Here is a 12992-nt window from a genome sequence, read left to right as displayed (position 1 = left end):
CTCCCCCGCGGGCCGGCCCCTCCGTCGTGCTCCGCCGCGCTTCGCCGTGCCGCGCCCCTCGGCCCGCGCGTTGCGCCGCCGCGTTCCGCCACCGTGTCGCGCGCCTCGCCGCGGGGCCCGGTCGTACGACCCCGTCACGTCGTCCCGTTACGTAGTCACGTCACGTCGTCCCGTTACGTAGTCACGTCACGTCGTCACGTCACGTCGTCACGTCACGTCGTCACGTCGTCGTGTCTCCGGGGCGCGGCGGTGGGAGGGGAGCGGTCCGACGTCATCGGCGTACGGCTCCCCAGGAGGTGTCCCTCCGTCACCGCTGTTACCGGCGTTACCGCACGGCCGCGGGCTGGGCGGACAGCAGGCCGACGGGCGGGCGCACCGCGTACGCCTCCGAGGAGAGGTACGTCGTGACCCGGGGCGGCTGCCCCTGCTGGTGGGCGAGCGCCAGGTAGGCGACGAGTCCCACCCCCTCCTCCGGGCCGCGGTCGGTGAGCGCGGACACGGCCGCCGACAGCGGGGCGGGGTCCTGCCCGTAGCGGCCGAGCAGGGCGGTGGCGCGGGTGAGGGCCTCGCCGTCGTGCGGCGCGTAGTCCCGGACCGGGACGTAGAGGGTGAAGCCGCTGGGCAGGCCGGAGGCGCTCTCGGTGAAGGCGTGGCAGGACTGCACGGGGCGTCGCACCGCCGGGGCCAGGGCTGTCTCCGGGCCGCCGCCGTCCGCGCCGTCCTGGCCCGCCGCGATGCGGAAGAACTCCTCGTTCTGCTCGGCCCGCTCGGCCTCCGCGGCGCGGGGAAGGCCGCCGGTGCGGGACAGCGCGCCGGCCTCCGCGGCCGACAGGTCCTGGTGGGCGAGGTAGACCTTCACCCGGGGTTCCGCCCAGTCGCCCAGGTCCAGGGCGAAGAACAGGTGGCGGTCGTGCGGCGGCAGTGCCGCGAACGCGTCGTGGTGGCCGAGCCGCCGCAGTGCCTCGCGCACCGTGGCGGCGGCGTGCCCGCGGCCGTTGGCGGCGGGGTTGAGGTAGACCTTGGCCTTGGGGACGCCGCCGGGGCGCAGTTCGAGCGCGCACCACAGGGCGAACGGCCCCTCGGGCGACGCCGGCAGGAACAGGTCCTCGAGTTCGTCGAGCCGGTCGGTGGCGAAGCCCCAGCGCGCCGCCGCCTCGCGGACGGCCCGCAGTCCCGCGGGCCCGTTCCGCGCCGGGCCGCCGGCCGCGCAGCCCGGCTCCAGCAGCACCCGGAGCGCGGGCGCCGCGCCGGGCACGAAGGAGAGCGAGAACTCCACCGGGGTGTGGTCGTCGGAGAGGAACGTCGGGTTCGGGGGCGGCAGGTCCAGCGGCCGTTCGGCGGCCGCACCCAGCATGGCGGTGAGGGTACGCGCGTAGACCCCGGCGTCGTGGGCGGACAGCCCCACGACCTCGCACAGGCCGAGCAGTTGGCGGGCGGTGTGGCCGCCGAGCGTGTCCGTGCCGGCGGGTCTCGGCGCGCCGGGCCGGGCGGCGGTCACCGGCCCTCCCGCCACGGGCCGGAGCCGACATGAAGATACCCGCCGGTGAGGGCGGGTATCTCGAGGCTCAACACCGCGGGGTGTTGAGGGGGAACGGTGTTGGTGGATATGTGGTCCACAGCAACTCCTCGGGCTGGTGGGGCATGCGCATTACCGCATGGCTCACTACCCCTGAGGTTGAACCGTCATACAAGGGTGAAGAATTGGTCGGTGTTGTGTGAATCACCTCGTCAGCCAGTTGAGGAACTGGCTCCACACCCCGCGTTCGGACCGGGCGCCCGGCTGGGGCTGCTGCGGGCGTGCGGGGGCGTCGGTGTGCGCCGGGGCGGCGGGCTTGCGCGCGGCCACCGGGGTGAACCGTGCGGGCAGCGCGGTGAGTCCGCGGTTGAAGGGGCCGGGGCGCCAGGTCAGGCTCTCCTCGGGGACGGCGAGTTCGACGTCGGGGAGCCGGTTGAGGAGGTTCTCCAGCGCCGTGACGGTGATCTGCCGGGCGGGGTCCTTGGAGGGGCAGGCGTGCGGGCCGGCGCTCCAGGCCAGGTGGGCGCGGTTGCTGCCCGCCTGGCGGGCGGCCGTCAGCGCGGGGCCGGTGTTGGCGGCGGCGAAGCTGACCAGGACCAGGTCGCCGGCCTGGAACCGCTGGCCGGCGAACTCCATGTCGGAGGCCGGGTAGTGCGGGGCGAGGTTCTGCATGGGCGGGTTCTCCCACAGCGTGTCGTCGATCGCCTCGTCGATCAGACCGCCCTGGTTGGCGTACGCGTCGTGGGTGAGCAGCCGGTGCAGGGTGTTGCCGATCAGGTTGCGCAGCGGCTCGTTGCCCCCGACGAGCAGGAGGGCCAGCTGGTGGACCATCTCCTCGTCGGTGAGGGCGGCCTGGTGCTCCATGAGCCAGGAGGTGACGTCGTCGCCGGGCTTGACGCGCTTGAGCGTGACGAGTTCGCCCACGGCGCCGAACAGCACGCCCATCGCGCGCTCGGCGTTGACACCGTCGAACATGCCGCTGATGCCGTAGACGACGCGGTCGCCGATGTCGGGCGGGCAGCCGAAGAGTTCGTTGAACACGAACAGCGGGAGCTGCTTGGCGTAGTCCCCGAGCAGGTCCGCCGAGCCACGGGAACCGAACTGTGAGATCAGGTAGTTGGAGACCTGCTCGGTGGTGTGGCTCAGCTTGCGCGTGTCGATGCGGGCCATGCTGTCCGTGACGGCCTGGCGCAGCCTGAGGTGCTCGGCGCCGTCACTGAACATGCAGTTGGGCCGGTAGGCCAGGACGGGCGCGACCGGGCTGTCGGGGGAGATCTTGCCCTCGTTGAAGTGCCGCCAGCGGCGCGCGTCCTTGCGGAACGAGCCTGAGTCCTGCAGGAGTTGCAGGGCGGTGGCGTAGTCCGTGACGAGGGTGGCCTCGACTCCGGGGGCGAGTTCGACCGGGGCGGTCGGCCCGTAGTGGCGCAGGTAGCTGTAGTAGGCCTGCGGGTCGGCGGCGAACTCGGGGCCGTGGAGCGGCACTCGGGCGCCGCTGTGGTGCGCCGGGCACCCGGGCGGGGGCACGGGAGCGGTGGGTTGGTCCATTGATGCTCCTAGTGGGCACGGTCCTGCAGGTGGCGGACGAGGGTGATGAGCGCTTCGGCCGACGACCGCTCGTCCCGCGCGTCGCAGGTGACGACGGGGGTGTCGTCGAGCAGGTCCAGCGCGTCACGCAGGGCGGTCTCGTCCCGCAGGGGGGAGCCGTCGAAGTGGTTGACGGCGATGGCGTAGTCCAGCCCGTACTGCTCGATCAGGTCGATCACGGCGAACGAGTCCGCGAGCCGCTCGGGGTCGACGAGGACGAGGGCGCCGAGGGCGCCGCGGGCCATGTCCTCCCACATCTGCACGAAACGCTGCTGTCCGGGCGTCCCGAACAGGTAGAGCACGACCCGGTCGCTGATGGTCAGGCGGCCGAAGTCCATGGCGACCGTGGTGGTGACCTTGCCCTGGACCCCCTTGAGGTCGTCGACGGACTCGGCGGCCCGCGTCATCGTCTCCTCGGTGGACAGCGGGGTGATCTCGGAGATCGCCCCGATGAACGTGGTCTTGCCCACCGCGAAGTGGCCGACGACGAGGATCTTCACCGCCGTCTGCGACGCGCCCTCACGGACGTACGCCTGTTCATCCAAACTTGGCCCTGAGACCATTCAGCACCTCCTCCAGGATCTCCCGGTCGGCGAGGGGTGCCCGCTGCACGGGCGGGCGGGTGATGAGGTAGCCGCCCTCGGTGAGGGCGGCGAGGAGGATCTTCACCACGCCGAGCGGCAGGTGGGTGTGCCCGGCGATCTCGGCGACCGACAGGTAGCCCGCCGAGCACAGCTCGAGCAGGCTCTGCTCCTCCGGGGACAGCCGGGTCGGCCGCTGCTGGTGGTCGGCTGCCGCCGTCACCAGGGTGATGAGGGAGAGCTGCTCCTCGTCGGGCAGTCCGCGGCCCTTGGTGATGACGTACGGACGCACTAACTCCGGTGTCTGCGGTTCCAGTTCGTCGAAACCGGTCATGAGCGCGCGCCGAGGTTCTCGCGCGGCGGTGTCGTCAGCGCCTTGCCGAGCTGGCCGACGAGCTGCTGCATCCGGAAGGTGATGTCCGCCATGTCGACCTCGGGCGAGGCGGAGACGCCGAGGTAGGCGCCCTCTCCGGCGGAGATCAGGAAGACCCAGCCGCCGTCGAACTCGACCAGTGTCTGCCGCCACCGCTGCTGGGCGTCCTCGCAGAAGAAGGCCAGGGAGCGGCTGAGCGACTGGACGCCGCTCATGGCGGCGGCCACCCGGTCGGCGTCGTCCTTTCCGAAGTCCTGCGTCCGGGCCATCAGCAGGCCGTCGGCGGATATCAGGACGGCGTGCAGGGCCCCGGGTATCTCCAGGGCGCTGTCAAGCATCCATGACAGATCGTCGTTCACGAGAACTCATGCCCTTCGCTGCTTGCGCCACGTGTGCTGCCGGCCTGTTCCGCGGGGTCCGCGGGGGTGGCCCGCCGGCCGGACTGGGTACCGCGCTGGAAGGCGCCCATGATCGCCGCCGTCTCCGCGCCGGAGCGGGAGGGGGCCGCGGCGGCCGGTGCGCTGCCGGGCACGATGGCCATCGGCCGCTTGCGGCGCCGCTTGGGCAGGCCGTCGGCGGTGGTGCTCGGGGCCGGCGCGACCTCGGGGCCGCCGCGGGTGGGTGCGGCCACGGCGACGGCGGGAACGACCGGCGCCGGTTCCTTCTGCTCCGGTGCGTTGGTGAGCAGGTCGTGCGGCAGGAGCAGGACCGCGCGGACGCCGCCGTAGGGCGAGCTGGAGTCCACCGAGACCTCGAAGCCGAACCGCTCGGCGAGGACGCCGATCACCGCGAACCCGAACTGCGGCGGGTTGCCGAGTCCGGAGACGCCGGAGACGCGGTCGCTGGAGAGGAGTTTCTCCGCGCGGGCCCGCTCCTCGTCGTTCATGCCGACGCCGGCATCGTCCACGACGATGCAAATGCCCTTGGGCACGGTGCGAATGTTGATTTCGACGACGGTGTCCGGGCTCGAATAGCTGGTCGCGTTGTCGAGCATTTCGGCGAGGGCCAGCGCGACCGGTTCCACGGCGCGGCTGGTGATGCCGAAATCGACCTGCGAGAGGATTTCCACCCGCCGGTAGTGGCGGATCCTGCCCTGGGCGCTGCGGACCACGTCGTAGACCGACGCCACTTCGCGCTGACGTCCCAGCCAGCCGTCGCAGAGGACGGCGATGGACTGGGCCCGACGGCCGAACTGGGAGTTCGTGTGGTCGATCTCCAGAAGGTCCTGGAGGATGACCGACTCGCCGTACTTGGTCTGGAGCCGGGAGACGATCAACTGCTGTTCCGCGGCAAGGCCCTGGAGGGTCCGCATGGCGGACTTCAGGACTGTTTTCGTTGCCTCTTCGGCTCTTTCCTGCGCCGCCTCGACGGATTTCGCGTACCCGTTCTCGAGCTCACTGTGCCGAGCCCTGAGATCTGCGAACTCCTGCCTTAAGGCCCGCGCCGCCCTCCGCTGACGAACGATGAGGGCCACGGCGACGAGCACGGCGACGAGGAGAGCCCAGAGTACCGGGTTCTGTATGTAATCAGTCATAAGACTCTCTTCAGGCGACTGACGGCCAGTTGCTGAATTCCCGTCAATGCGGGTGGACCGGCGGGACCGCCCGCATCGAGACCACCGCCCGGACTGTCCCCGTAGTCGGGGATGTCGTCCTTCACCCATCCGCCCGCTCTACAAACGCCGTGATCGTATCACCACGCGAAGCGGTCACAGACCGCCAACATGGGCGGTCCGGATGAACATTGACGGACCGTCAGTGAACGGGAGACAGGCCACTGCACACACAACCGATAAACGGGCTTCCGCGGCATTCGGGAGGTAATCAAGCCCTTGGGTCGTTTTCCCCGAGAGGGGCGCGCCCGGAGACGAGAAAACCCGCCTCCGGGAATCCCGGAGGCGGGCGACTTCTGCGCGGACACTCTCCGCGACCTTCCCCTCACCGAGGGGAACGCGCTCGGCGAGGAGGGTGATGCGTGTCCGAGGGGGGACTTGAACCCCCACGCCCGATAAAGGGCACTAGCACCTCAAGCTAGCGCGTCTGCCATTCCGCCACCCGGACCAGGTGTCTGCCGCTGCGGGTGCTGCCCGCGACGACATGGACAACAATACCAAGCTTTCGGAGTGCCTCTCACCCGAGTATTCGCTGGCCGGGGGCCTGCGGGGCGTCCGGGCGGCGCACGCTCCACCGCGTCACGGAGCGTGCCCGGGCCCTCACGGCGCCCGCGGGCGTCACGGGCTCCCACGGGACGCTCCGCGACCCGCGGCGTCGGCCCGCGCGACGTCGATCCGCGGCGTCGACCTGCGACGCCGGCTCTCGGCATCGGCATCGGCATCGGCATCGGCCCTCGGTGTCGATCCGCGGCGTCGGCCGCGACAGCGCCTCCCCGGTCCGGTCCGGCCGGGGAGGGCCGTCTCAGGCGCGCGGGGGCGTCAGCACCTCTCGCGCAGCGAGTGCAGGTGCTCGCTCGAACGCCGGGCGAAGGTGAGGGAGTCGGCCGGGTTGTCGTGCTCCGCCTGCCAGTGGTGGGCGAGCCGCTCGCCGCGCAGCCGGCTCACGGCGGAGATGAACCGCCGGTAGTCGATGTCGCCGTCGCCCACGTCGGTCATCCGGTAGCCGTAGGTGTTCGCCGGGTCGCTCACCCCGTCCTTGACGTGGAAGAGCGGGTAGCGGTGCGGCTGCCGGAGGACGTAGTCGAGCGGCTCGAACGGTGCGGGCGTGCCGTCGGGCCGCCGGGAGAAGCGGAACTGGCCCGAGTACGCCCAGAAGACGTCCATCTCGAGGAACACCAGGTCGGGGTCGGTCTCGGCGAGCAGGACGTCGTAGAGGCGGACCGTGGGGTCGTCGGTGGCGAAGGAGAACTCCTCGGAGTGGTTGTGCTGGTAGAACTTCATGCCGCGGGCCCTGGCCGCCGCGCCGTAGGTGTTGAACTCCTCGGCCGCGCGCTTCCACGCGTCGACGGTGGAGCCGTAGCGGAACGGGCCGGAGGCGGTGCCGATGTGCGGGAGGCCGAGGGCCTGGGCGTCGTCGAGGACCTTGGTGAGGTTCTGGGCGAAGGTGTAGGCGTTCGGGTCGTCGGAGTGGTAGCCGACGTGGCTGCCCACGGGCGTCAGGCCGTGGTCGCGGGCCAGCCGCTTGAGCTGCTTCAGGCTGAGGGGGCCGGCGGAGCCCTGCGTGTATCCGGCGAACTCCACCTCGGCGTAGCCGTACTTCTCCAGTTCGGCGAAGACGGGCGCGAAGCCTAGCGTGGAGACCTTGTCGCGGAGGCTGTAGAGCTGGATGCCGAGCCGGCCGGGGGGCAGGACCGGCCGGCCGCGGCCGCCGGTCGTCGTGCCGGTGGCCGTCGCGGGCGTCGTCGCGGCCGTCGGCCCGGTCGTGGGGGCGGCGGTCGTGGGGGCGGCGGTCGCGGGGGCGGCGGTCGCGGGGGCGGCGGCACCCAGCAGGGCCGCGGCGCCGGCGCCCGCGGCCACGCCGAGCATGCCTCGCCTGGTGAGTCGGTGGGTGAGCTCGGGGTCGGGCTGGGAGATGCGGCTCATGCCTGGAACTCCTCGTGGTCGGAGGGCGTTGTCAGTGGTGAGTGCTCCACTTGTGACCGGTCAGGAGAGACCGGCCAGGTGCAGCAGCAGGGACTTCACGTCGGTGGCCGCGACCCGGTCGCCGACGGCTCGGGGGGTGGAGCAGATGAGGAGCGGACCGTCGTCGTCGCTCGCGGGGAGGCGGCCGTGGCTGCCCCGAATAGGTGACGGGTCCAGGGGCACGACCGCCATGCGGTAGCGCATGCCGAGCTTCTTGCGCGCCAGGGCGGTGGCCGCCTTGACCTTCACGTAGGGGTCGAGCGGGTCCATGAACAGCTCGACCGGGTCGTAGCCGGGTTTGCGGTGGATCTCGACGAGCCGTGCGAAGTCGGGCGCGCGGGCGTCGTCGAGCCAGTAGTAGTACGTGAACCAGGAGTCCGGCTCCGCGACGGCGACCAGTTCGCCGGAGCGCGGATGGTCCAGGTGGTGTGCCTTCTTGCCCTCGTCGCCGAGGAGTTCGCCGATGCCGGGCAGGCCGGTGAGGGCGGCCCGGGTGGCGTCCAGGTCCTCGGGGCGGCGCACGTAGACGTGGGCGATCTGGTGGTCCGCGACCGCGAAGGCACGGGACGCCGTCGGGTCGAGGTACTCCATGCCGTCCTGGGTGTGCACCTCCAGCAGTCCGGCGCGGCGCAGGGCGCGGTTGATGTCGACGGGCCGGCTCACCGGGGTGATGCCGTACTCGGACAGCGCGACGACGGTACGGCCCTCCGCGCGTGCCTCGTCCAGCAGCGGGGCGACGGCGGTGTCGAGGTCGGCGGCCGCCCGCAGGGAGCGCGGGTCGTCGGGGCCGAAGCGCTGGAGGTCGTAGTCGAGGTGGGGGAGGTAGCACAGGGCCAGGTCGGGCCGGCGGGTGCGCAGGACGTGCCGGGTGGCGTCGATGATCCAGCGGCTGGAGACGAGGTCGGCGCCGGGGCCCCAGAAGTGGAAGAGGGGGAAGGTGCCGAGTTCTCGGGTGAGTTCGTCGTGCAGGGCCGGTGGCCGGGTGTAGCAGTCGGGTTCCTTGCGGCCGTCGGCGTAGTAGACGGGGCGGGGGGTGACGGTGATGTCGGTGTCGGCGCCCATGGCGTACCACCAGCAGATGTTGGCGACCGTGTAGCCGGGGTGGGCCCGGCGGGCGGCGTCCCACAGTTTGTCGCCGGTGACGAGTCCGTTGTGCTGGCGCCACAGCAGGACGTCGCCGAGTTCGCGGAAGTACCAGCCGTTGCCGACGATGCCGTGTTCCGACGGGAGGGTGCCGGTGAGGAAGGTGGACTGGGCGGCGCAGGTGACGGCGGGCAGGACGGTGCCGAGGGGGGCCAGGGAGCCCCTCTGTGCCAGGGACTTGAGGTGGGGCATGTGGTCGAGGAGACGGGGGGTGAGACCGACGACGTCGAGGACGAGGAGGGGGGTGGGGTCGGTCATGGAAGCTCCTTCAGGCCGAGGTCCGTCAGCAGGTCGCGGGCCAGGGCGAGTTCGGCGGCGATGCCGTCGGCGAGCTGGGCGCGGCCGCGGGGGCGCAGCCCGGGCGGGAGGGCCTGCCAGGTGTAGGTCTCGACCTCGAGGTGGCGGGTGAGGGGGTGCGGGCCGCCGACGAGCCGGGTCAGGACCGATTTCAGGACGGGCAGCGTGGAGGTGAGGGGCGCGGCGGGGGCCGCGTGCAGCGGGACGTGGAAGTGGGAGCGCCAGGGAGCGGCGTCGGGCAGGGCGTGGCCGGCCAGGGCCTCGTCGAGGTCGTCGGTGCCGCGCAGGCCGGCGGGGGTGGAGGTGCGGGTCTGGTGCAGGAAGCGGGGTTCGGCGAAGGCGGCCAGGGCTTCGCGGACCTCGGGGAGGTGGGGCTGTTCGGCGTGCAGGGCGGCGGAGAGCTGGGACTTGACCACGGGCACGCCGGCCCGGGTGAGGTCGTCCAGGGCGGTGTGCGGGTCCTCGAAGGAGGTGGCGAGGTGGCAGGTGTCGACGCAGACGCCGATGCGGTCGTGGGCGATCGCGGTGAGCGGGGCGATGGCGTCGCGGGTGGTCTCGACGACGCAGCCGGGTTCCGGTTCCAGGGCGACCCGGATGGAGCGGCCGGTCAGCTCTTCGAGGGCGTCGAGGCGTTCGGCGAGGGTGCGCAGGGCGGTGCGGGCGGTCTTCGCCCGCTGCTCGTCGTGGGCGGTGCGCCAGGCCAGTGGCAGGGTGGAGATGCTGCCGTCGGTGACGTCGTCGGGGAGGAGTCCGGCGAGGACGCGGGCCAGGGAGGTGGTGTGTTCCAGACGTTCGGGGTCGGCCCAGTCGGGTCTGTAGACCCGGTACTTGACCTCTTCGGCGCCGAAGCCCTCGTAGGGGAAGCCGTTGAGGGTGACGACCTCCAGGCCGCGCCGGTCGAGTGCGCGGCGCAGTCCGCGCAGGGCGGCGGGGTCGGTGACGAGGGCGTGCGCGGCGTCCTTGGCGAGCCACAGGCCGATGCCGAGCCGGTCCCGGCCGAGGCGGCGGCGGACCGGTTCGCAGTGGTCGCGGAGCTGGGCGAGGACGCCGTCCAGGGTTTCGGCGGGGTGCACGTTGGTGCAGTAGGCGAGGTGGACGGTGGTGCCGTCGGGGTGGCGGAAGCGCACGGCTCACGCCTCCGCGGCGGGGGCGCCGGCCGGCCGGGGCCCGTCCTTCGGTGCGCCGCGCAGGACGGAGTTGCCCTCGTGGGTGGCGCCGGTGGCGTCGACGTCGAGGCTCAGGCGGCCGCTGAGCCCGTAGAAGGCGACGGGGTTGCGCCACAGGACCAGGTCGACGTCGTCCTCGGTGAAGCCCTCGGCGAGCATCAGGTCGGCGACCTTGCGGGTCTTGAGGGGGTCGCTCCTCCCCCAGTCGGCGGCGGAGTTCACCAGGACCCGCTCGGGGCCGTGGGCGCGCAGGATCGCGACCATCCGTTCCTCGTCCATCTTGGTGTCCGGATAGACGGAGAAGCCGAGCCAGGCGCCGCTGTCCTTGGCCTCCTCGACGGTGGTCTCGTTGAGGTGGTCGACCAGGACCCGGTCGACGGGCAGCGCGGACTCCTTGACGACGTCCAGGGTGCGGCGCAGTCCCGCGAGCTTGTCGCGGTGCGGGGTGTGCACCAGCGCGGGCAGTCCGTGGTCGGCGGCGAGCTGGAGCTGGGCGGCGAGCGCGGTGTCCTCGGCGGGGGTCATGGAGTCGTAGCCGATCTCGCCGACGGCCACCACGCCGTCCTTGACGAGGTACCGGGGCAGCGCGTCGAGGACGGGCGTGCAGCGCGGGTCGTTGGCCTCTTTCGGGTTGAGGGCGAGGGTGCAGTGGTGGGCGATGCCGTACTGGGCGGCCCGGAAGGGCTCCCAGCCGAGCAGGGAGTCGAAGTAGTCGAGGAAGGAGGCCGGGGAGGTGCGGGGCTGGCCGAGCCAGAAGGCGGGCTCGACGACGGCGCGGACGCCCGCGGCGTACATGGCCTCGTAGTCGTCGGTGGTGCGCGACGTCATGTGGATGTGGGGGTCGAAGATGCGCATCAGGACTCCTTGCCGTGGGGGTCGTCCGTGCCGTGCGGCGGGGTGGCGGGGGCGGACTCGGTCAGGGCCAGGACGCGGTGCAGGTCCTCGGGGACGGGGCGGCCGGCGGCGGTGCGTTCCGCGGCGTGGTCGCCGAGCATGCGGGCGAGTTCGCCGTCGCCCCGGGCGCGCCGGTCCAGGTCCGCCACGTGGTCGAGGCCGATGCCGGTGAACAGGCACTTCAGGACCGCGTGCCGCCAGGTGTGGGCGTCGAGGTGCCGTGCGGCGTAGGGGCCGAGGGCGGCGGCGACGAGCCGGGTGTCGTTGGTGCGCAGGGCGTCCTCGACGAGCGGGAGGGCGGCGGGGCCGTCGGGCACGAGGTGCGGCAGGGCGTGCAGGACGGCGCGGCGTTCGTCGGCGGTGCCCTGGAGGTAGACCCTGCTCAGCGCGTCGGCGTCGGCGTGGGCCGCGTGCAGGATGAGGACGCGGGCGGCGTCGGCGTGGGCGGGGCCGCAGCGGCGGCCGGCCTCGGCCAGGCGCAGCTCCCACACGGAGAGGGGCCCGTGGGCGCCGGGGTGGGCGGCGGCCTCGTCCAGGGCCTGGTCGAGCCAGGCGCGGGCGGCTCCGCCCAGCCGGTCGTCGAGGCGGCGGCGCAGTTCGGCGGGCGGGGTGAGGGCGGGGGTGGTGCCGTCGCCGGGGGCCGCCGGTCCGCCGGTGGTGTCTGCCTCGGGGGTGGCCGGTGCGGCAGGCGGGTGGGTCATGGGGTTGTGCTCCCTTCGGGGGTGGCGGAGGGATCGCCGTGCGGTGGAACGGGGACGGAGGGGGCGGAAGGGGCGGCGTGGCGGAGGAACGGGAGGGAACGGGCGGCGAAGTGGGGGCCGGCGTGGGAGTGGCGGGGCAGTTCGACGACCGTCAGGCCCTGGTAGCCGGTGGCGGCGAGGGCCGCGAGGACGGGCGGGAAGTCGATCTCGCCGTCGCCGAGGGGGAGGTGTTCGTGGACGCCTCGGCGCATGTCCTCGATCTGGACGTGGCGCAGCCAGGGGGCGGCCTCGCGTACGCAGTCGGCGGGCGGGAGCGGCTCGAGGCACTGGCAGTGGCCGAGGTCCAGGGTGAGGCCGAGGGGCTCGGGGTCGCCGAGCGTGCGGCGCAGGTGGTGGAAGTCGGCGAGGGTGGCGAGGAGGTGGCCGGGTTCGGGTTCGACGGCGAGGGGGACGCCGGCGCCGGCGGCGGCGTCCAGGACGGGGGTGAGGGTCTCGGCGAGGCGCTTCCAGGCGGTGTCCTCGTCGGTGCCGGCGGGGACGGTGCCGCTGAAGCAGTGCACGGCGTGCGCGCCCAGGTCGGCGGCGACGCGGACCGCCCGCAGGAGGAGGTCGACGCGGCGGGCGCGGTCGTCCGGGTCGGTGTCCAGCAGCGAGGGGCCGTGCTTGCGGCGGGGGTCGAGCACGTAGCGGGCGCCGGTCTCCACGGTCACGCCGAGCCCGAGCCCGTCCAGCCGGCGCGCCACCCGGCGGGTGCGGGCGGCGAGGTCCGGGGCGAGCGGGTCGAGGTGCATGTGGTCGAGGGTGAGGCCCACGCCGTCGTAGCCGAGGTCGGCGAGGAGGGCGAGGGCGTCGTCGAGGCGCAGGTCGGTGAGGCCGTTGGTGCCGTAGCCGAAGCGGAGGGGGTGGCCGGCGCGCCGGTTCACGTCCCGGGCCCCGTCCGCGCGTGCGGCTCGGCTCGGGTCCCGGGCGATGTCCTCGCCCGGGCCGTGACCGTCACCGCCCGCCACCCGGCTCACGTGCCGGGCCGCGCGGCCGCCCGCATCCCGGCTCGACTCCGGGACCGGGACCGGGACACGGCTCGACTCCGGGACCGGGACACGGCTCGACTCCGGGGCCGGGGCCGGGGCACGGGCCTCCCCGGTGACGTCCTGGTTCGCGCCCCG

The 12992-nt window shown here is 73.0% G+C and carries 12 protein-coding genes and 1 tRNA gene; all 13 read right to left on the bottom strand.

Going from position 1 to position 12992, the window contains the following annotated elements; all coding sequences use genetic code 11:
* Nucleotides 1-325 precede the first annotated feature (325 nt).
* Entirely contained in the window at nucleotides 326-1498 is a 1173-nt protein-coding gene (locus ACF09K_RS31985) for a tryptophan dimethylallyltransferase family protein (RefSeq protein ID WP_392248822.1), read from the bottom strand.
* A 222-nt stretch (nucleotides 1499-1720) separates the two neighbouring features.
* Complete coding sequence (locus ACF09K_RS31980; RefSeq protein WP_392248821.1) at nucleotides 1721-3061, bottom strand: cytochrome P450; 1341 nt, start codon at nucleotides 3059-3061, stop codon at nucleotides 1721-1723.
* 8 nt (nucleotides 3062-3069) lie between these two features.
* The gene (locus tag ACF09K_RS31975) at nucleotides 3070-3663 is read right to left on the bottom strand and encodes an ATP/GTP-binding protein (RefSeq protein ID WP_392248820.1); all 594 of its coding nucleotides are present in this window, start codon (nucleotides 3661-3663) and stop codon (nucleotides 3070-3072) included.
* Nucleotides 3638-4015, bottom strand: coding sequence for a DUF742 domain-containing protein (locus ACF09K_RS31970; RefSeq protein WP_392248819.1), 378 nt, complete (start codon nucleotides 4013-4015; stop codon nucleotides 3638-3640). The genes ACF09K_RS31975 and ACF09K_RS31970 overlap by 26 nt, the downstream gene beginning before the upstream one ends.
* The gene (locus ACF09K_RS31965; protein ID WP_392248818.1) at nucleotides 4012-4413 is read right to left on the bottom strand and encodes a roadblock/LC7 domain-containing protein; all 402 of its coding nucleotides are present in this window, start codon (nucleotides 4411-4413) and stop codon (nucleotides 4012-4014) included. The genes ACF09K_RS31970 and ACF09K_RS31965 overlap by 4 nt, the downstream gene beginning before the upstream one ends.
* Entirely contained in the window at nucleotides 4410-5588 is a 1179-nt protein-coding gene (locus ACF09K_RS31960; protein WP_392248817.1) for an ATP-binding protein, read from the bottom strand. Before ACF09K_RS31960 ends, ACF09K_RS31965 begins: the two co-directional genes overlap by 4 nt.
* Before the next feature lie 441 nt (nucleotides 5589-6029).
* A tRNA-Leu gene (locus tag ACF09K_RS31955) sits at nucleotides 6030-6114 on the bottom strand.
* 371 nt (nucleotides 6115-6485) lie between these two features.
* Nucleotides 6486-7589: a sugar phosphate isomerase/epimerase family protein gene (locus ACF09K_RS31950; RefSeq protein ID WP_392248816.1), complete on the bottom strand. Its 1104-nt coding sequence runs from the start codon at nucleotides 7587-7589 to the stop codon at nucleotides 6486-6488.
* Nucleotides 7590-7649: 60 nt separating this feature from the next.
* Entirely contained in the window at nucleotides 7650-9029 is a 1380-nt protein-coding gene (locus tag ACF09K_RS31945; RefSeq protein ID WP_392248815.1) for an alkaline phosphatase family protein, read from the bottom strand.
* The gene (eboE, locus tag ACF09K_RS31940; protein ID WP_392248814.1) at nucleotides 9026-10195 is read right to left on the bottom strand and encodes a metabolite traffic protein EboE; all 1170 of its coding nucleotides are present in this window, start codon (nucleotides 10193-10195) and stop codon (nucleotides 9026-9028) included. The genes ACF09K_RS31945 and eboE overlap by 4 nt, the downstream gene beginning before the upstream one ends.
* 3 nt (nucleotides 10196-10198) lie before the next feature.
* The gene (locus tag ACF09K_RS31935) at nucleotides 10199-11089 is read right to left on the bottom strand and encodes a TatD family hydrolase (RefSeq protein WP_392248813.1); all 891 of its coding nucleotides are present in this window, start codon (nucleotides 11087-11089) and stop codon (nucleotides 10199-10201) included.
* Nucleotides 11089-11829 (bottom strand): EboA domain-containing protein, encoded by a 741-nt coding sequence (locus ACF09K_RS31930; protein ID WP_392248812.1) that lies wholly within the window; start codon nucleotides 11827-11829, stop codon nucleotides 11089-11091. The genes ACF09K_RS31935 and ACF09K_RS31930 overlap by 1 nt, the downstream gene beginning before the upstream one ends.
* Nucleotides 11826-12752, bottom strand: coding sequence for a sugar phosphate isomerase/epimerase family protein (locus ACF09K_RS31925; protein ID WP_392248880.1), 927 nt, complete (start codon nucleotides 12750-12752; stop codon nucleotides 11826-11828). Before ACF09K_RS31925 ends, ACF09K_RS31930 begins: the two co-directional genes overlap by 4 nt.
* Nucleotides 12753-12992: the final 240 nt, after the last annotated feature.

It is taken from the genome of Streptomyces sp. NPDC014882 (assembly GCF_043081325.1).
GTDB lineage: Bacteria > Actinomycetota > Actinomycetes > Streptomycetales > Streptomycetaceae > Streptomyces.
Note: the sequence above shows the minus strand (reverse complement) of the source record. Positions and strands in the feature narration are given on the sequence as shown.